The organism is Microcoleus sp. B9-D4 (genome assembly GCF_036705105.1).
GTDB lineage: Bacteria > Cyanobacteriota > Cyanobacteriia > Cyanobacteriales > Microcoleaceae > Microcoleus.
This window is the reverse complement of the sequence record NZ_JAUBTS010000059.1, coordinates 1-19,139: the sequence shown is the minus strand read 5'-3', so window position 1 is coordinate 19,139 and position 19,139 is coordinate 1. Positions and strand designations below refer to the sequence as shown.

The window sequence follows — 19,139 nt, the reverse complement described above, 5'->3', positions numbered from 1 at the left end:
GGATATCTTCGCTTCACGTACTTTATCCAATTTCCTACACAGCATCAGGATCTACGCCCAATTCCCGCAACCTCGCCGCTAATCTTTCAGCTTTCTGCAATTGAGCTTGTTCTGCCTTAATTAACCCTTCTACCAATGGCGGATCTAAAATTTCATTGACTGATAATCTCAGATTGGGAAATACTACAGATTCCATTTCCTCACCCGGCAAGAAATCTGTATACGTGTAACCATCTTCACCTTCAATCAATGCAAAAAGCCGGATTTTTTGCTTCCCCGTTTTAGGGTCAACAATGCAATATTCTGGCACATTCGCTAATTCGTACTCTCCGCGTTTAATCACGTAATCTTCGCGGCGATTTTCGCTGACTACTTCTACCACTAACAGCGGCTTTTCATCTAATTCGAGGATACCTGCACCTGGTCTAGCAGCAGCTTGTTCCAAAAGACTTTGAGTGCAGACAACTACATCGGGAATCCGAGATTTATCTTCATCTGTTCTCACTCCCAGACCCGTTTTTACTACTAAGTCGAGATTGTGTTCAGCTAGGTAACGCTGCAATTGGTAAACTAAATATTCGCAAATTTTGATGTGTAAAATTGTGGCTGTTGGCATCGGGATTAATTTGCCTTTGTACAGTTCGTATTGTACATCTATTTCTCCTTGATAAACTCTGTATTCTTCAAAGGTTAAAGTTGGGGAAGTATCAATTTGCTGGTCTGGTAAAACTGGGGCGATCGATTGAGACATAGGTTTTGGTATGAGTTTGCCTTGATACAGTTCCTATTGTAGATCGGATTACCATTTGGGCGATCGCCTCAACAAGGCTGTAGCTGCCTCACTGTCGAGAGGTTTAGAGAAAAAGTATCCCTGACCGTACTCGCAGCCGATCGCCCGCAGTTGAGCCAATTGGACAGCGGTTTCGACACCTTCTGCCACTACCTCCATCCCCAAACTGCGGGCCAGCATGACGATCGCCCGCACGATTTCCAAATTTTCACCCGTTTCTCCGATGCGACTGACAAAAGAGCGATCGACCTTCAAAATATTAATCGGGAACTTGTGCAAATAACTCAGAGACGAATAACCAGTGCCGAAATCATCAATACACAGCCCGATACCCAAGTCTCTCAACTGCGAAAGCATCGCCGCCGCCGCTTCCCCATCTTCCATCACCACAGTCTCAGTAATCTCCAACTTCAAACAGCGAGTGTCAACACCCGTTTCCAGCAAAACTTGTTTAATTTGCTCGATGGATTCCGGTTCCGCAAACTGCCTCCCGGAAAGATTTACTGCTACAGTCAGCGGCGAATTTCCCACAGGTAAATTCAAACTCTGCCACTGAATAATTTGGCGACAGCTTTCGTTCAAAACCCACAAACCCAAAGGCATAATTAACCCAGTTTCCTCCGCCATCGCAATAAATTCCATCGGGGAAACTAAACCCCGTTCCGGGTGCAGCCAGCGCACCAGCGCCTCAAATCCGATAACTGAGCCAGTTTTCAAACTAACGATCGGCTGATAATAAACAGTAAAAGGACATTCCAATTTTAAAGTAGGCAATTGCGACTTCGGACGCTCCAATCTGCGATCGATTTCACTCATCGGCGAGTTTTCCGCCGCCGTCCCACAGGCAAAATCCACTATCGAATATTTCAAATTTAGTTCTTCAACCGACTCCCGTAAATCGTGTTCCAAGTGCATCAAAGCCACAGCCTGAGTGTGCATCGCACTGGTAAAAACTTCGTAGCGAGCTTTACCGAGAGCTTTTGCCCGGTACATCGCAATATCAGCATCGCGCAAAATATCTCCCGGCCACTGATATTTGTCGGTACTCAAAGCAATGCCGATGCTAGCAGTAATTAAAACTTTATTACCTTCCAAATTCAGCGGTCGTTCGATCGTTTTGAGAATTGCCTTTGCTTGGGCGATCGCCTCATCAACACCTTTAATTTCCTCAAGCAAAATCACAAACTCATCTCCCCCCAGACGAGCCACCGTATCCCCTGGCCGCAAACAAGTCAAGAGACGGCGAGCCACAGCCACCAACAGCCGATCGCCCGTGCGGTGTCCCTGACTGTCATTAATCACCTTAAACCTGTCCAAATCCAGAAACAGCACCGCAAACTGATAGGTTGGGTGCCGTTGGGCGCGGGCAAAAGCTTGGCCCAACCTGTCAGTCAACAAAGCACGGTTCGGCAACTCCGTCAGCGCATCGTGCAAAGCATCGTGCAACAGTTGTTCTTCAGCCATCTTGCGCTCAGTCACGTCGTGACAGTTGACCACAATTCCCCGCACCGAAGGTTCGTTGAGCAAATTCGTCGCCACCGCTTCCAACACGCACCAGGAACCGTCCTTGTGTTTCACTCGGTATTCCGCCATTCCCAGGCTAACTTTCGGCATTTGCATGACACCTTTGAACACTTGATCCACTATCAGCAATTCGTCAGGGTGAATCAAGTCAAATATAGATCGGCCGAGCACTTCTGCCGTCGGGTAGCCCAAAATCCGCTCGGCGGAAGGAGAGACATAGCGGCAAAAGCCTTTCTCGTCGAGAATCACAATAATGTCTCTAGCATTTTCAATCAACGATCGAAACCGCTTCTCGCTTTGCCGCAGCTCTTGTTCGGTGCGCTTTTGGTCGGTAATATCGGTATTCATGTAAATCAGACCGACAATTTTCCCTGTAGCGTCTTTAATAGCATCGGCCCGCAGCAACACTTGCAAAGTTTCACCGCTTTTAGTGCGGTTGGTAATTTCACCAAACCAAGAATAACCTTGGGCGATCGTGTCGAGTACCTCCCTAGCGACTGCGGGGTCAGTAAAAACTGCCGATATACCTCCGGCTAGTTTAAATTCCTCTGCCGTGTCCCACTCAAATAGCTGAGAAAACGCTTGATTTTGATAGATGTGAGTGCCGTTCGCATCGCTGATGCCGATCGCGTCACTCGAACTTTCCACCGCCTTGCGAGTCAGCACCAGAGCTTCTTCTGCCCGCTTGCGCTCGGTAATGTCAATTCCTACCAGACAAGCAGCTTTGCCCTCATCGTACTTTTGAGCCACAATTAAATAGTATCCCTCCGACTCTCCCCCGTCGGTTTGTACCTTAACGTTGAGTTCTTTAACCGCTTCCGTAGCGTCATCGGCAAAAAACTCCACCACAAAAGAGTTAAAATCCGAGCTAGCGCCCAGAAAACCAATATCTTGACCAACAAAAGCCGACGGCCGCAAACCATGCAGTTTGGCTAAGTGCTGGTTAACCCCCAAATAGCGCAAATCCGAGCTAATCCAAGATACTGTGCCCGGAACTGCTTCCAAAATCGTTTGCAGTTGGTCGTTAGCTTGCTGCAATGCTTGCTGCACTTCACATATTGGTTCCGCCAAATCAGACTGAACTCCTACAAAGTGAGTCAAATTAGCGTTGTCGTCTCGCACGGGAGATAGCGATAATTTGCTCCAAAAAGGAGTGCCGTCTTTGCGGTAATTTTTAATTGGTGTCTGGATTTCTCGACCTTGGCGCAAGGCCTCGCGGATTTTAGCTACGGTAGTTCGATCGGTATCCGGGCCTTGCAAAAATCGGCAATTACGCCCCAAGATGTCACTGGCGCAGTAACCCGTCATCCGTTCAAAGGCCGGATTGCAATAAATTATGGGACAATCGGGTGCATTGGCGTCAGCAATGACAATGCCGCAGCTAGTAGCTGCCAAGGCTCGATCGCGTAGCCACAGGGCTTCTGACGCACTATGGCGATCGTCGGCCCCCCCCACTTCACCTAAATTAGAAATTGACTGGTTCTCCCGATCTCCCATCAGCCGAACTTTCAAGCAAACCTTTACAATTTCCGAGTTGCTTCTTACTTTAACGTTTTTCAGGACTCGCGCAACGTAAATTGTATCTTGGTATTTAAGTAAGCGGGATTTAACTCAGATGTTGCACCATTGTCAAGAACGGGCTCTCCGGCCCGTTCCACAAAGAATAAGTTTTCTTCTTGTGGAACAGGCCGAAAAGCCTGTTCCTAAACAAGTAATTGAGAATGGTGCAAGATGTGAGATTTAACCTTAGTTGTTAGTTGTATTTTCTACCCTTGCTGTTCGGCATTTAAAAAAGAACATCTTCACATCCGCAGTGAAAAACCCTCTATTCTTCCCCCCCTCAGACTCTCTCCCCCTCCCCCCTTCTCCCCTTCTCCCCGCGCCCCGGCCATCACGATCCGCTGCCACTTATTTCGCAGGAGTTGCAGCTTGAGAAGTCGGCGGCGCAATATTAATTAATGGCAAAGTTCCCCCTCCTCCCATTACTGTCGGAAACTGGCCATTCCATTTTTCAATCGCTTGCTGCTGCAAAATTTCGGCTGTTAATGTTTGCCGCTGCAAGCGTTGAGCTTCGGCTTTACCTTTAGCGCGGTTAATTTCAGCTTGAGCATCTTGGGTGGCTTTTTGAACTGTAAATTCTGCTTGTTTAGCTTCTTGTTCGGCTATTTGTTTGGATTCGATGGCTTTGCTAAATTCTGGAGAAAAGCCAAAATTTATTAACGAAACATCTCTGACGATGACGCCGTAAGGTTCCAAACGCTTTTTGAGGCTGTTGTCGATTTCTGTTTTGAGTTCGTTGCGCTTAGTGATAATTTCTTCGGCGGTTTTTTTAGAAGTTGCTGCTTTGAGAACTTCCGAAATTGCCGGACTCAGAATGCTGGTCACAATTTGTTCTTCGTCTCCCACTTGTTGGAAAACTTGATTAACTTTGGCGGGGTCAACATTCCAGTTGACTGCTAAATCTGTAGTAATGCTTTGCAAATCTTTGGATGCTGCATCTGCTTTTAAATCTGTTTTTTGTACCCGCACGCTGAGAGTTTTTACAGAGGTGAAAATCGGTAAAATAGGGTGGATGCCTTCATCTAAAATCGCGTCTTGAACTTTCCCGAAGCGCATCATTACGCCCCGTTCCCCTGGGCCGACGAGGGCAAAAGGTCTTAAAATTAAGGCGGCGATGATGAAGACGATGCCACCGACGATGTAGAGAGCTAGGTTGTACTGAACACTTTGCAGGGTTTTCATATGTTAATTCACCTATGTTGTGTTACTTGATGTTAGTTTTCTCGTCGCTATTATCTAAGATTATAACTTCATGTTAAGGGTGGAACAACTCATAAATTCATTGATGTTTTTTCATAAAAGTCATATAGTTGCGAGGGTCTGGGAACCTGTTAGCTAGATGAGCAGGGATGTACAATGGCACATATAGCAATCCTAAATCATTGGGAATTTCTTACTCCCACCCCGCGAGTTCGGGGAGGGTTGGGGTGGGGTAAAAAGTTTACGACTCCTGCAAGGATTGCTATATAGCTGGGTGAGATTATTGATGAATAAATGTTTCAATCATCTTGACAAAGAGGTGTTTTTTAGATAAAGCAGAAGTAAATAGATAGCTCGATCGCTCTGGGACAAGCGATAAAAGGGCGATCGGAGAAAGAAAGCTTTCTAGAGAGGGAAAAAATCCGAATTGAACAGCTAATTTTTGGGTAAATTTTAATGGTAAATGGCCGGTGCGTCCCGCTAAAACCTTTGCGGGTTGCTGCAAGCCAGGAAAGATAGAATTTCCATCTGCGACGTACAGACTCTATTTGTAGAATTGGCATCGGCCCGCCTTGCTCAACCCTCCTGAGTAGAAAAAAGACTGCTTGGGCAAGTTGGGAATTTATAGCTACAAACGATAAAAATCCGAGTTTAAAAATGCCCGAAAATAAGTTAAGCTTAGATGAGAACGGTTGAAGAAAAATCAAAATGTTGCAGCGACACCCTTGGCCGCAGACAATTGAAGAGGCGATCGCCATTCAAGAACAGCTTCGGTCAGAGGTAATTACCGCCAATCAACTGGAGACAGTTCGGTATGTCGCAGGCGTAGATGTCGGCTACGACAGTGCAAACGACGTATCGCGGGCCGCTGTAACAGTTCTGAGCTTTCCCGACTTGCAATTGCAGCAGCAAGCTGTGGTTCGCAGTCCTACAACTTTTCCTTATATTCCGGGTTTCCTGTCTTTTCGAGAAGTGCCGGCAGTTCTCGAAGCTTTGGAAAATATCAGTTTGACGCCAGACTTGATATTGTGCGACGGTCAAGGACTAGCCCACCCCCGCAGATTCGGTCTTGCGTGCCATTTGGGGGTGTTGACCGGGATTCCCACGATCGGAGTTGCCAAAAATCGATTTATGGGAGAACATTCCGAAGTCGGACTCGACCGGGGCAGTTGGCAACCCTTGCTGCTAGAGGGATCAACGGTAGGCGCAGCGCTAAGGACGCAAACAGGGGTAAAGCCGATGTATGTTTCGATAGGTCATAAGGTAAACTTGATAAGTGCGATCGAGTACGTCCTGCGCTGCGCCCCAAAATATCGCTTACCAGAAACAACTCGATCGGCAGACCAACTAACGTCGGGATAAATGGCAAGCGCGGAAGGCATCAAAAAAAAAGTAAAAAGACCAAAAAAGCATCCCTCTTTGGACTTTTAGTTTTTGAGGAGGCGCGGTTAAGTCGAAAAATCCTCTGAGTCTACTGCCAATCAGCTTTCGGTTCCATCCTTCCAGCGAACTAAAGAATGACTATACCTGAGAAAGAGGTATAAAAGTTGGGGGGGTTTATAGAATGATTGAAAGACAGTAACCAGCTTAAAACATTGGCGGCTCTAACTATAGTGCCCGGACGTGAACTATTTTTAGTTCACATTTGTAAAGTATGAAATATTCATCCTGCGAGTTAAACCAAAAGCTTAGATTCGTCTGATGAGGTTTCATAATTTACCGTCGGATATCTCACCACTGGCTGGGAGTAACCATGACAGTGGGAGGCGAAGGCGCGATCGAGCTAAAAAATCAGAAACAAACAAGGAGACAGTCATGGCTGAGAAAAGCAAACGCGGATTCGCTTCTATGGATGCAGAAAAACAGCGCGCAATTGCTAGCAAAGGCGGAAAAGCTGCACACGAGAAAGGCACTGCACACGAATTCACCCCTGAAGAAGCCAGACAAGCTGGCCAAAAAGGCGGCGAAGCTGTCAGCAGAAATCGCGAACACATGGCTCAAATTGGTCGCGAAGGCGGTCGGAAAAGCCGCAAGAGCGAAGCTTAAGTCTCTCAAGGCTGACCCTGTAATGAAAGATTGCACAGTTGCAGGGTGAGAGATAGCACTAGGACAGTGAACGTTTGAGGAGGTGGGGCGATCGAAGTTACCAAGGTAGTTCGATCGCCCAACCTCCAAAATTCGTAACTAGCGCACCAAAGCTTGGCAAATTTGAAAACCCCACAGGAATGAGTTTTTAGCAATCGCTGGCACATCTTGAACAGCAATTTTTTAACCAATCAGAATACCCCATGCCCCAAGTGAGGTGTAACTCACATCTTGCACAATTCTCGCTTAACAGGCTTTCCGGCCTGTTCCACAAAGAGTAGATTTTCTTGTGGAACAGGCCGGAAAGCCTGTTAATAAAAAGCTTATTGAGAATGGTGCAACATCTCAGGTGTAACTGTCACGGAAAGAATTTTTTCTATTCCACGATTAAAATCGGCGGCTTTAAACCCCGATTCTCCATCGTATCGCACACAATCCATTCTGGATTCTGGCTGTTGAATTCTGAATTCTTCTTCGGTAAGCGCGATTCAGTCTCTCAAAAAAAGCCAATACGAGCACGAAAAGCCCCGAAGTCAGGGCTTTTTTGTATAGCTGCACATAATATTTTTAGAAGTGCGATCGAGTCGGCGTCAATAATTATAATTAAGTTTTTTGGTGAGGAAGTCCGTCCTCAAAATAAATCAGTTAATATTTTTTTATATTTTTGAGCAGCAAACTATACAATCATGACAAACCAGCTCACTTTAGCATGGACAGAAGCTGGGGTGCGTCAAACTCAGACAATTGAAAACGGACAGCCGAGCAAAAATCCGGGAACCGTGAGGCTAGGGCGCGATCCGGCGAAGTGCGATATAGTATTTTCGCATCCCACCGTATCGGGGCTGCACGTTGAAATATTTTTTAATCAGGAATTGCAGGAGTATGCAGTGCGGAATTTGCGCGAAAGCAATCCGCCGCTGGTAGACGGAAAAATTCTCGCCCGAGGCGAAGCGAAATTGAACTCGGGAAGCCATATCCATTTAGGCCAAGTGCAAATTGAGGTGGTGAATGTGACGGAGGTGCAAGTAGCCGCGCCCCAGACTGTTTTGCTGTCTGGGCCTCCCGCACCTGTTAACTTTCACCCGACGGGGCCTTCACAATATGGTTTGCAGTGTCCCAAATGCAGCCGAATTTCGCCTTACGCGCAGTTGAATGCGGGGTGCCCGTGGTGCGGTACTTCTTTGGCGGCGGCGGCGAGTGTGATGCTGTCTCCGTGAAAGTTGGAAAAACTGAGATGTTGCACCATTCTCAATTACTTGTTTAGGAACGGGCTCTTCGGCCCGTTCCACAAAGAGTGAATTTTCTTGTGGAACAGGCCGAAAAGCCTGTTCATAAAAGGCTAATTGACAATGGTGCAACATAGGAGAAAAAGGGAAAATCTGGCTATCCGCTAAACACTCTCAAATTCAAAAATCTTTTTTTGCAGAAAGCTCAAAGCCGACGGCTGATGTTTAAAAAATAATCATGAATTCTCAACCCTTGCGCCTGCGACTGACTTGGACAGATACAGCTACGGGGGATTGTCGATCCCCGATACTCGACTTACCCATCGCTTTGGGACGAATTTTTGAAGCTATGCCCGCCACTATCAACGGGAAACGAGTTTCTCGAATTGCCCTCAGCAGCAGTCAAGTTTCTCGCTTTCACGCAGTGATTGGCACCGAAGGTAACAGTATTTTACTCACTGACACGGGTAGCCGCAACGGTACTTTTGTTAACGGCATTCGCCAAACCCGTTGCGTGCTGGCAAACGGGGATATGCTGCAAGTTGGGCCCTACGCGATCGGCATTTCTTTTGCTGTTAATTCCCCAGAAACGCCGTCGGTCAATTCTCACATTTTCTTTAACCCGCAGACCAATGGGCCAGACCCGGCATTGGGCCAGCAAATAATGTTGCAGCTTCCTCAAACAAGTAGTAGGGAAGAATTTCCGCCGATCGCATTTTTGCACGCTTCTCAAGTGTCAATGCGCTCGCTAGAATCTATGGGACTCCCTGTGGCAGAAGTTGATTGGGCTGCCGTTGGCGGCGGTTTGGGCAGCTTTATTTGGGTGGATTTGCTGAGAATTTGCGGTGTGAAAACAGATCGAATTGCAGTTTTGGGCATGGAAAGCCAGCCTTACGCCCGCTACCTGCGTCTATGCCTGAATTCCCAAATTCCGCTGCGGGAACGCCTACGATCGAATTCTGACTCTTGTCCAGACAACATTTGGGGCTGGCCTCCCTATGCTTTGCGGGAAGCTTGGCAGGAATTGCTCAAAGGGCGTTTGGGAATGTCGTTGAAGTTGATGTGGCAGGTGTTTGCTGAACCGACTTTTGCCGAAACTTATACGCCTCGCGCGGGGAATGTGTTTGATTCTATTGACAGGGAGGTCGATCGAATTGGGTGGAATCAAATGTTTCGCTACGGTAGAGTGCGGGGAATTCGCAAAACAGATGACGGCAGGTACGCGATCGCTTATTCTCGATCGAATGCGGATCACCGCGATCACGCTTTTTTAATCGCCAAATACGTACACTTAGCCACCGGCTATCCCGCCATTCAATTTCTGCCCGACTTGCAAGCTTATCGCGAAAAAACCCAGGATTTTGAGTCGGTTGTCAACGCTTACGAAAGCCACGACAGTGTTTACGAAAAATTGGAGGCTAGGGGCGGCAGCGTGTTAATTAGAGGCCGGGGAATTGTGGCTTCGCGCGTTGTGCAGCGGATTTACGAAGCGCGACAGCGGAACGGCAACATTCAAGTATTGCATTTGATGCGATCGCCCAAACCTCAAGGTAACAAATTTAAACTCGCTGAGCGAAGAGTCGAAAATCACTACGAATTTCAACCTTTCAACTGGCCGAAAGCTTGCTGGGGCGGGGAACTCCGCGTACTTTTGGAACAAGCCGCCCCGGAATTTCGCCCGCAGTTGCTCACAGACTGGGGCGGCACTACCACAGCCCAGCGCAGCGACTGGCGGCGGATTGTCAAAGAAGGTTTAAGTCAAGGATGGTATCAAATTACCTTCGGCGAAGTCGAGCGAGTCGAGCGCGACAGTCAAAACCGCACGGTGACGTACATTCAGGAGAAGGAACTCAAGGGGCAAATTAAGTTACAAGCTGATTTTATTATTGATGCTACGGGTTTGGACGCTAAGGTAAAAACCAGTCCCCTGTTAAACGATTTGGTAGCTCAATATAATCTTCCCCTCAACGGTTTGGGCCGGCTGAGTGTTAACAACGATTTTGAAGTGCCCGAATTGCGGAATTTTTCTGCTAGCAACACAGAAGGCCGGGTATACGCAGCCGGCGCGATTACTTTGGGGGGGCCTTACGCGCCAGTAGACAGTTTTTTGGGCTTGCAATACGCTGCCTTGCGTTCCGTTGAAAGTCTGGCAGCTAACCGAGCTCCTGGTGTGCGGAAATTGAGCGTTTGGCGATCGTTCGTGCAGTGGTTGAAGTGGGTTTTAAATAAATCTCCCGACTAACTGGAAAGAGGAAGTTCGGCAACAAGCAATGTAGGGGATTTAATAGATTTAAGCTGAAGTGCATTTAAATTGTATAGTCAAGTTTAAGAAAAGTCTTGTGGGGTGGGCCAGAAAGCCCGCCAAAAAAATACAATTTAGATGCCCAACAGCTTAACTGAGATATTGCAGTATTTCAATAGGTTTTTTACGGGAGGGCTCTCCGGCCCAACCCCTACTCCCCACAAGAAAACTCACTCTTTGTGGAACAGGCATCTTGCCTGTTCTTACAAATGGTAAAAGATGTAAGATTTAACTGATTTAAAAGAGCTTCGCCTTCAATCTAAAATCTAAAATCCAAAATCTAAAATCGAACAACCTTCCCATTCAATCTAAAATCTAAAATCTAAAATCTAAAATCGCATGACTCCCACCTTATTCGGCCGCTGGCAAACTCGATTACTGTTATTTGCAACCGTAGGCGTTTTAGTAACCCTGCCCTTTTTTATGGGTTTAATTACCTCCCAATCAGGCTCAATCTTTTTCTGGATTTTAGGGTATGTAGCGATTTTTGGCATCGGCTGGGATGCTTTATATATCTACATCCAGCAGTTCCGCTGGGATCGAGATTGGCCCGGCGCGTTTCAATTACTCGCTGGGATTTGGGAAGCGCTTTTTGTGTTATTTTTAATCAAAGTTATCGGTTTGCCGGGGATACCTGCACAAGATTTTGACTTGGGAGCTTTTGCTTTGCATTATAGTTTAGTGTGGCTAGCTATTTATCTGGCGTCGCAAACACTCATGCGGATTTTGTTTCCCCACTGGCGTTTCCGAGGCGGCCAATGGTTGTAATAATATTGTGTGATTTTTGTGATGCCTGTAGGGGGTTTTTTACAAATAATAATTGCCTCAAATTAATAATCTCATAAACCCGCCCCGCCCCGGTCAATTACCAATTACCAATTCCCAATTCCCCATGCCCAATTCCCAATTCCCCATCCCCTGTATATTCTCATTTTTTTCGGGTTCTGGCTTACTCGATCTGGGTTTTGAGTCGATCGGCTTTAATGTAGCGTATGTCAATGAAATTTTCCCACCTTTCATGCAAGCATACCGCTATTCTCGGCAGTGCCTGAATTTGCCGCTACCAGAATACGGATATTGCGAAGGAGAGGAAGCAGATGTAACTCGACTTGTAGGGGGAGAACCAGCTTTTCGCCTGCGGGAATTGATGCAGGATGCCCGCAAGCATCACGATATTGTAGGATTTATCGCGGGGCCACCTTGTCCTGACTTTTCTATTGGTGGCAAAAACCGGGGTGGGGAAGGAGATAAAGGTCAACTTTCAGCTTCATACATTGAATTGATTTGTCAGCAGCAGCCAGATTTCTTTTTATTTGAAAATGTCAAAGGTTTGTGGAGAACCAAAAAACATAAAGCTTTTTACGACGCACTCAAAAATCAGTTGGCTGATTCGGGATACGTTTTTGCCGAACGTTTAATTAATGCGATAGAATACGGTGTTCCGCAAGATAGGGATAGAATTATTTTGATTGGGATTAGAAAAAACTTTGTCAAAAATCTGGGCATTTCCCTAGAAGAAAAAAGCCAAATGTTATCCGAAAGTTTATTTCCTTGGCAAAGTCAGATATTATATCCCAAATCAGAAATTTTTTCTCATCCTTGGCCGGATAGAACTGCCTTTGCAGGTGATGGTTTCGTGCCTTGTCCTGATGGCATTCCCCAAGATTTAACGGTAGAATTTTGGTTCCAAAAAAATGACGTTCTCAACCATCCCAATGCCAAAAACTATTTTCAACCCAAAGCAGGCCTTAAGCGGTTTGCTTCCGTTGATGAAGGAGATGATTCAAAAAAATCTTTCAAGCGATTGCACCGATGGCGTTATTCACCAACAGCTTGTTACGGCAATAACGAAGTTCACTTGCACCCTTACAAACTTCGCCGGCTTTCTGTTGCAGAAACACTGGCTATTCAGTCACTGCCCAAAGAGTTTGCACTGCCGACTAAGATGACGTTGACTAATATGTTTAAAACTGTTGGCAATGGGGTTCCTTATTTGGCTGCCCAAGGTATTGCCAAAACAATTTTACAGTTTTTATCTCACTAAAAAAACAGAAGATCCAGATACCCGACTTCGCAGATTTTGTCGGTATCTAAAACTATTTGTAGCGATAAGGGGCGCATTGCACACTCTATAATTATTAAAATTCCCAATTCCCAGACGTATGTCGTTTAACAGAGAAGTGTTATAATAAAGTGTTAAGGTTGAAAACCTATATTTTTTATTTGCCTGCAATTCGCCATGACCGTTAAACCCCGCCGCTATCACATCACTACTTTCGGATGCCAGATGAATAAAGCCGACTCGGAACGGATGGCCGGCATTCTGGAAAATATGGGCTTTGAGTTCTCGGAAGACCCGAACGAAGCTAGCTTGATTCTCTACAATACTTGCACAATTCGCGACAATGCCGAACAAAGAGTTTATTCTAACCTCGGAAGGCAAGCTCATCGCAAACGCCAAGAACCGGGTTTAACTTTAATTGTAGCTGGATGCGTCGCGCAGCAGGAAGGTGAAGCGCTGCTGCGGAGAGTGCCGGAATTAGACTTAGTAATGGGGCCACAACACGCTAACCGACTTGAAGATTTGCTGGAACAAGTTTTTGAGGGCAATCAAGTTGTGGCGACTGAAGCTGTTGAAATTATGGAGGATATTACTAAGCCGCGCCGCGACAGCAAGGTGACTGCTTGGGTGAATGTAATTTACGGCTGCAATGAACGCTGCACTTATTGTGTTGTCCCGAATGTTCGCGGGGTTGAACAGTCGCGAATGCCGGAGGCAATTCGCGCGGAAATGGAGGATTTGGGCCGTCAAGGTTACAAGGAAGTAACTTTGTTGGGGCAAAATATTGATGCTTACGGACGCGATTTGCCGGGAAGCAAACCGGACGGCAGCAACCAGCATACTTTGACGGATTTGCTTTATTTTTTGCAGGATGTGCCGGGAGTCGATCGCCTCAGATTTGCTACTAGCCACCCGCGCTATTTTACGGAAAGATTGATTAAGGCTTGTGCGGAATTACCGCAGGTTTGCGAACATTTTCACATTCCTTTTCAGTCGGGAGATAATGATATTTTGAAGGCGATGTCGCGGGGTTATACTCAGGAAAAATACCGCCGAATTATTGATACAATTCGCCGTTATATGCCGGATGCTTCGATTACTGCGGATGCGATTGTCGGTTTTCCTGGGGAGACGGAAGCGCAGTTTGAGAAGACTTTGAAGTTGATCGAAGACGTTGGTTTCGATTTGGTGAATACTGCGGCTTATTCGCCTCGCCCTGGGACGCCGGCGGCTTTGTGGGAAGATCAGTTGAGTGAGGAGGTGAAAGCCGATCGCCTGCAGCGGATCAATCATGTGGTGACAACAACGGCGATGGAACGATCGCAGCGCTATTTCGGACGTACTGAAGAGGTTTTGGTGGAAGTCCAGAATCTCAAAGATCCAACTCAGGTGATGGGGCGCACTCGCGGCAATCGTCTCACATTTTTTAAGGGTGATATTGCTGAATTGGCGGGGAAAATTGTGCGGGTTAAAATTACCGATATTCGCGCTTTTAGTTTGACGGGGGAAATGCTTTAAATAGCACCGGAATGAGATAGGGGACGGCTTACTGGTGAACTTTTCTAAGAAGATGTAATTTTTTTTACCGCAGAGAGCGCAGAGGACACAGAGGAAGAGTGGAAGGGAGGAGATAAGTAGTTTTAAAGCGGTTCGTATGTGCCTTCGTTGCGCTCTCTGCGTGTATATTTGTCAAAAAGTAGCGGGAGTATAGAAAAATGACAATGATGCGGATCGGGCTATTGTTCGGGGGGCGATCGGGCGAACACGAAGTCTCAATTAGTTCGGCGCGGGCGATCGCCCGTGCCCTCGCTGCTGACGAAAATGCCTCTAAATACGAAGTTCTGCCCTTTTACATCCAAAAAAACGGCCGCTGGCTGTCGGGAACATTACCTCAAGAAGTCTTAGCCACCGGAAAACCTCTGGAAATAGAGGAACAAACAGCACAAGACGACTCTCCCGCTGGACAGTTTCCTAATTTTAATGCTGTAGATGTTTGGTTCCCTGTTTTGCACGGGCCAAACGGCGAAGACGGTACGGTGCAAGGATTGCTGAAATTATTGCAAGTTCCTTTTGTCGGTTCGGGGGTTTTAGGTTCGGCGCTGGGAATGGATAAAATTGCCATGAAAATGGCTTTTGCTCACGCTGGTTTGCCGCAGGTAAAATACATCGCTGTTAACCGTTCGGAAATCTGGTCTAATCCTTGCGTTTTCCCCAAACTCTGTGATAAAATTGAAGCAGATTTGGGCTATCCTTGCTTTGTCAAACCAGCTAATTTGGGCTCGTCGGTGGGGATTTCTAAAGCTCGATCGCGCGCTGAGTTAGAAGCAGCCCTCGACAGCGCCGCTAGCTACGATCGGCGGATAATTGTCGAAGCGGGTGTGGTGGCTAGAGAATTAGAATGTGCAGTTTTAGGTAACGATAATCCCCAAGCTTCAACCGTGGGAGAAATTACTTTTCAAAGCGATTTCTACGACTACGAAACTAAATATACCCAGGGACAAGCCGACTGCTCAATCCCGGCAAAAGTCAGCGGTGCGATCGTCTCGCAAATCCAAGAAATGGCAGTGCAAGCATTTTTGGCTATAGACGCTGCCGGTTTGGCGCGAGTAGACTTTTTCTACATTGAATCAACCGGAGAAGTTTTGATTAATGAAATCAACACTTTTCCTGGATTTACATCTACCAGTATGTATCCGCAAATGTGGGCAGCCGACGGCATTTCTTTCCCTGAATTAGTAGACCGTTTAATTCAATTAGCTCTCGAACGCCACGGGGAAAAAGGTTGAATCGCGCGCTGCAAACCGCTGCCGTGTCAACCGAAAAAAAAATATTTTCGCAGGTAATATATCCATACCAGCGGAAACAATATAACATGGTTGTGGCAGGCAGTGCCTGCCCGCAGCCATATTTCCGCTGCAGGTCTAGCAACTGGGAATTTTTAGCAGGCTGGTATAAATGAAAAGCAACATAAAATGTTTAACTGAGAACGGCGAATAGCAGCGTCAATCTCACATCTTGCATCTCAAAATTTAACTCGGTTAACTTAGATGAGACGTTTCACTCAACTGTCGCATTGGTGGACTTACGGACTGGTATTTCCCCTAGCGGTACTCAACTGCTGGTTAGCCCTCCTAGTCTTTGAATATTTTCGCGCCCTGATTACAGTTTTGGTAGTGGCTACAGTGCTGTCTTTTTTGCTAGATTATCCCGTGCGCTTTCTGCACAGATACGGCTTGAAGCGCGATCGAGCAGTTTTGTCGGTATTGTTTTTGACTTTACTGCTATTGGTGGTTTTAGGTCTAACTCTGGCCCCGATTCTGCTAAACCAAATCACTGAACTCGCCACCCGACTGCCGACTTGGATAGTTTCTGGCACAGAACAGATTGAAGCATTCCACAATTGGGCAGAAAATCGCAATCTCCGCATTGATGTTAGCGGTTTGACTACCCAATTGAGCGATCGACTTTCATCTCAATTGCAGTCTCTCACTGGGGAAATTCTCAAATTTGGCTTGGGTGCTGCAGACAGTCTGTTGAATTTCCTCCTCACAATAGTCGTGACATTCTACTTGCTTTTGCACGGCGATCGCGTATGGGAAGGATTGTTTAAATGGTTTCCTTCCAAGCATAGCCTTCAATTGCGAGAGTTGCTGGCGCGCAGCTTCCACAACTACTTCGTCGGCCAAGCAACTTTGGCGGGCTTGATGGGACTGTCTATCACTGTTGCTTTTTTAATTTTACGAGTTCCCTTCGGATTGCTGTTCGGTTTGGGTGTGGGTGTAATGACTATGATTCCCTTCGGGGCACCTTTCAGTATTTGCATTGTTAGTTTGCTGATCACATTAAACAACTTTTGGCTCGGCGTCACAGTTTTAGCTGTCGCTACAGTAATTGAGCAAATAATTGAAAGCGGGGTTGCTCCTCGGTTATTAGGCGGTTTTATCGGTCTCAATCCTGTGTGGATTTTAGTGGCGCTGCTGGTGGGGGTTAAAGTGGCAGGAGTAGCAGGTTTGTTAGTGGCTGTGCCGATGGCTGGTTTTATTAAGAATACTGTTGATGTTTTGGAAAGTTCGAGGAACAAGTCGAGGGAAATTGATTCGGTTAGTTCCATTGAACCTATGGAGCAATAAAATTAATCCATCGGTTCAAATTTTAGATTTGAAGATAGTTTTTGCAGGCTATTTTGACCGAAAGCATCCAGGATACAAGCCCCCGAATTTATCCGTGGGGTCAATGCTTCAATTCTTTAATCTAAAATCTAAAATCTCAAATCGATTGACTTAGGTTTAGTTGGTACTTTAGCTTGAGGCTTTATATCAAATCCGGTAGCATCGTCCTGTATTCCTCTCTGTATTCTCTCCCTCTGCGTTCTCTGCGCCCTCTGCGGTTAAATCATTCCGATACAACCGGAAACGATATTACAGGTTTTTTACTTCCTGCTGTAGGGTGAGGCTTTCCGGTGCTTTAGCTGCTATCCTTCCTGGATGCAGGCGGGCTCAAAAACTCCGTTTCTACGTTAACGTCGATCGCTCACAACGAAGATTTTGCGTAGAAACCTGGTTTTTTTGAGTGCAAGATAGTTGTTGACCAAGAAATTCTTGATGGTACCCGCCACGTGATTGATCCGTGGAATCAATCCAAAATCTAAAATCTCAAATCCTCAAGCCCCCGAATTTATCTCGCGCAAGTCAATCCAAAATCTAAAATCTAAAATCTAAAATCGCATGACTTCGGATATCAATCCTATGAACAGTTCGCGGGAAATGCGGAATATGCGAGCTGGCTACCGTAGTTTATATTATCGCACTCAGACAGCAATTCGCCAGTGCCGACCCAGTTCGATCGCACTCAAAAGCTCGAATCCACAAACAATTTGCCTACGACTGTCCGGTTTCTACCCCAGCTTGTAGGGTAAACCCCACCAGTCAAGCAGATATCATAAATGCTTGAATAAAAATTAAAGAACCTTTAGTTCTAATTTAATTACAGTAGGTGCTAAAAATGCAAAATCCTAATTATAACTTTCCCTCTAACTCCCACCAACTCAATACTATGTCAACTAAAAATATGCCTGCTACAACTGTGCGTTCTCGCCGTTCTTCTTTGCCGAAAAAACTGGCTTTTTTATCTCTCATTTTGCTCGGTTCCACCGCAACTGTTGGGTGCAACGCCCTAACTTCTCAAGTTCCTGGAAGTTCTAACGCCATTCAAGCTGAACCTTCAACTACAGCGCCAATCTCAGCATTGCCTGCCAATATACTGCCCTCTCAAGACTCTAATTTTGTCACTAAAGTTGTGCAGGAAGTCGGCCCGGCAGTGGTGCGGATCAATTCGTCTCGCACGGTGACAAACCAAGTTCCAGATGAGATACCCGAGCAATTCCGCCGCTTCTTCGGTTCAGACTCTCCCATTCAACCGGGAAATCGGGTAGAACGGGGTTCCGGTTCGGGCTTTATTTTTGGTTCTGATGGCCGCATTTTGACTAACGCTCACGTCGTTAACGGGGCGGATACGGTGACGGTAAAACTGAAGGATGGCCGCGAATTTGTCGGCAAAGTTTTAGGCGTAGATACAGTTACTGATGTGGCTGTTGTTAAAATAGAAGCTAACAATTTGCCTGTGGTGAGTTTGGGCAAATCTGAAGAGTTACAGCCCGGAGAATGGGCGATCGCGATCGGCAATCCCCTCGGTTTGGACAATACTGTGACTGTGGGAATTATTAGCGCTACAGGCCGTTCTAGCGCCGATGTCGGTGTTCCCGACAAGCGCGTCAGCTTTATTCAAACCGACGCTGCGATCAATCCCGGCAATTCTGGTGGGCCGCTGCTGAACCAGCGCGGTCAAGTTATCGGCATGAATACGGCGATTATTCAAGGCGCTCAAGGATTGGGTTTTGCTATTCCGATCGATCGAGCACAACAAATTGCCAATCAATTAGTAACAGCAGGAAAAGCAGAACATCCTTATCTCGGCGTTCGGATGTTGAGCATTACTCCCGAAATCAAGAAAGAATTTAATCAAAATCCCAACACCAAATTGAGGCTGACTGAAGATAAAGGTGTGTTAGTTTTGGGAGTTGCGAAAAATTCTCCGGCGGCACAAGCTGGAGTTCGTCTTGCCGATGTGATCAAGAAAATCAACGGTACAGAAGTAACTGATGCTGGCAGCGTACAGCAAATTGTCGAGAAAAGTACAGTGGGCAGCGATCTGCAGCTTGAATTAAGCCGCGGCGGACAACCTGTTACTGTGGCGGTGAAAGCGGGTGCTTTTCCAGCGGACCAGCAGCGGTAGAATTGTTGATTGCAACTCATATGTTGCACCATTCTCAATTAGCCTTTTAGGAACAGGCTTTTCGGCCTGTTCCACAAGAAAATTTATCTTTTGTGGAAC

15 protein-coding genes are annotated in these 19,139 nt (G+C 46.5%); 11 read left to right on the top strand and 4 right to left on the bottom strand.

Translation table 11 applies throughout. The features are described from left to right. Positions 1 to 34: 34 nt before the first annotated feature. The 4 genes from QUB24_RS26250 to QUB24_RS26235 form a co-directional block, all read right to left on the bottom strand. On the bottom strand, positions 35 to 751 hold the full coding sequence (locus QUB24_RS26250; protein ID WP_333156553.1) for a Uma2 family endonuclease: 717 nt from the start codon (positions 749 to 751) through the stop codon (positions 35 to 37). A 48-nt stretch (positions 752 to 799) separates the two neighbouring features. Continuing rightward, on the bottom strand, positions 800 to 3,811 hold the full coding sequence (locus QUB24_RS26245) for an EAL domain-containing protein (protein WP_333156552.1): 3,012 nt from the start codon (positions 3,809 to 3,811) through the stop codon (positions 800 to 802). 411 nt (positions 3,812 to 4,222) lie between these two features. Continuing rightward, on the bottom strand, positions 4,223 to 5,056 hold the full coding sequence (locus QUB24_RS26240; RefSeq protein ID WP_333156551.1) for a prohibitin family protein: 834 nt from the start codon (positions 5,054 to 5,056) through the stop codon (positions 4,223 to 4,225). 298 nt (positions 5,057 to 5,354) lie between these two features. Then, positions 5,355 to 5,579: a hypothetical protein gene (locus QUB24_RS26235; protein ID WP_333156550.1), complete on the bottom strand. Its 225-nt coding sequence runs from the start codon at positions 5,577 to 5,579 to the stop codon at positions 5,355 to 5,357. Positions 5,580 to 5,782: 203 nt separating this feature from the next. Here QUB24_RS26235 and nfi point away from each other — a divergent pair, with 203 nt between their 5' ends. The 11 genes from nfi (at position 5,783) to QUB24_RS26180 (ending at position 19,040) form a co-directional block, all read left to right on the top strand. Continuing rightward, on the top strand, positions 5,783 to 6,436 hold the full coding sequence (gene nfi / locus QUB24_RS26230; RefSeq protein ID WP_333156549.1) for a deoxyribonuclease V: 654 nt from the start codon (positions 5,783 to 5,785) through the stop codon (positions 6,434 to 6,436). Between the two features lie 453 nt (positions 6,437 to 6,889). After that, a complete protein-coding gene (locus QUB24_RS26225; RefSeq protein ID WP_006631632.1) occupies positions 6,890 to 7,120 on the top strand; it encodes a KGG domain-containing protein in 231 nt (76 codons plus the stop codon). Between the two features lie 725 nt (positions 7,121 to 7,845). Continuing rightward, complete coding sequence (locus QUB24_RS26220) at positions 7,846 to 8,376, top strand: FHA domain-containing protein (RefSeq protein ID WP_333156548.1); 531 nt, start codon at positions 7,846 to 7,848, stop codon at positions 8,374 to 8,376. Positions 8,377 to 8,623: 247 nt separating this feature from the next. Next, positions 8,624 to 10,627, top strand: coding sequence for an FHA domain-containing protein (locus tag QUB24_RS26215; RefSeq protein WP_333156547.1), 2,004 nt, complete (start codon positions 8,624 to 8,626; stop codon positions 10,625 to 10,627). A 399-nt stretch (positions 10,628 to 11,026) separates the two neighbouring features. Then, on the top strand, positions 11,027 to 11,455 hold the full coding sequence (locus QUB24_RS26210; RefSeq protein ID WP_333156546.1) for a hypothetical protein: 429 nt from the start codon (positions 11,027 to 11,029) through the stop codon (positions 11,453 to 11,455). Between the two features lie 124 nt (positions 11,456 to 11,579). Then, positions 11,580 to 12,731, top strand: coding sequence for a DNA cytosine methyltransferase (locus QUB24_RS26205; RefSeq protein ID WP_333156545.1), 1,152 nt, complete (start codon positions 11,580 to 11,582; stop codon positions 12,729 to 12,731). 195 nt (positions 12,732 to 12,926) lie between these two features. Continuing rightward, positions 12,927 to 14,267, top strand: coding sequence for a tRNA (N6-isopentenyl adenosine(37)-C2)-methylthiotransferase MiaB (gene miaB / locus QUB24_RS26200; RefSeq protein ID WP_333156544.1), 1,341 nt, complete (start codon positions 12,927 to 12,929; stop codon positions 14,265 to 14,267). Between the two features lie 197 nt (positions 14,268 to 14,464). Beyond that, positions 14,465 to 15,535, top strand: a complete 1,071-nt coding sequence (locus QUB24_RS26195; RefSeq protein WP_333156543.1) for a D-alanine--D-alanine ligase family protein — start codon at positions 14,465 to 14,467, stop codon at positions 15,533 to 15,535. Between the two features lie 261 nt (positions 15,536 to 15,796). Continuing rightward, a complete protein-coding gene (locus QUB24_RS26190) occupies positions 15,797 to 16,879 on the top strand; it encodes an AI-2E family transporter (RefSeq protein ID WP_333156542.1) in 1,083 nt (360 codons plus the stop codon). 594 nt (positions 16,880 to 17,473) lie between these two features. Further along, positions 17,474 to 17,659 carry a hypothetical protein gene (locus tag QUB24_RS26185; RefSeq protein ID WP_333156541.1) on the top strand — a complete coding sequence of 62 codons (186 nt, stop codon included), beginning with the start codon at positions 17,474 to 17,476 and terminating at the stop codon, positions 17,657 to 17,659. A 91-nt stretch (positions 17,660 to 17,750) separates the two neighbouring features. Next, entirely contained in the window at positions 17,751 to 19,040 is a 1,290-nt protein-coding gene (locus QUB24_RS26180) for an HhoA/HhoB/HtrA family serine endopeptidase (protein ID WP_333156540.1), read from the top strand. Positions 19,041 to 19,139 lie beyond the last annotated feature (99 nt).

Bases quoted from the DNA above. Each gene is read 5' to 3' on its own strand.
- QUB24_RS26215 (WP_333156547.1), top strand. From the start codon at position 8,624: ATGAATTCTCAACCCTTGCGCCTGCGACTGACTTGGACAGATACAGCT.
- QUB24_RS26250 (WP_333156553.1), bottom strand. From the start codon at position 751: ATGTCTCAATCGATCGCCCCAGTTTTACCAGACCAGCAAATTGATACT.
- QUB24_RS26195 (WP_333156543.1), top strand. From the start codon at position 14,465: ATGACAATGATGCGGATCGGGCTATTGTTCGGGGGGCGATCGGGCGAA.
- QUB24_RS26210 (WP_333156546.1), top strand. From the start codon at position 11,027: ATGACTCCCACCTTATTCGGCCGCTGGCAAACTCGATTACTGTTATTT.
- QUB24_RS26240 (WP_333156551.1), bottom strand. From the start codon at position 5,056: ATGAAAACCCTGCAAAGTGTTCAGTACAACCTAGCTCTCTACATCGTC.
- QUB24_RS26180 (WP_333156540.1), top strand. From the start codon at position 17,751: ATGCAAAATCCTAATTATAACTTTCCCTCTAACTCCCACCAACTCAAT.
- miaB (WP_333156544.1), top strand. From the start codon at position 12,927: ATGACCGTTAAACCCCGCCGCTATCACATCACTACTTTCGGATGCCAG.
- QUB24_RS26205 (WP_333156545.1), top strand. From the start codon at position 11,580: ATGCCCAATTCCCAATTCCCCATCCCCTGTATATTCTCATTTTTTTCG.
- QUB24_RS26190 (WP_333156542.1), top strand. From the start codon at position 15,797: ATGAGACGTTTCACTCAACTGTCGCATTGGTGGACTTACGGACTGGTA.
- QUB24_RS26185 (WP_333156541.1), top strand. From the start codon at position 17,474: ATGACTTCGGATATCAATCCTATGAACAGTTCGCGGGAAATGCGGAAT.
- QUB24_RS26245 (WP_333156552.1), bottom strand. From the start codon at position 3,811: ATGGGAGATCGGGAGAACCAGTCAATTTCTAATTTAGGTGAAGTGGGG.
- QUB24_RS26225 (WP_006631632.1), top strand. From the start codon at position 6,890: ATGGCTGAGAAAAGCAAACGCGGATTCGCTTCTATGGATGCAGAAAAA.
- QUB24_RS26220 (WP_333156548.1), top strand. From the start codon at position 7,846: ATGACAAACCAGCTCACTTTAGCATGGACAGAAGCTGGGGTGCGTCAA.
- nfi (WP_333156549.1), top strand. From the start codon at position 5,783: ATGTTGCAGCGACACCCTTGGCCGCAGACAATTGAAGAGGCGATCGCC.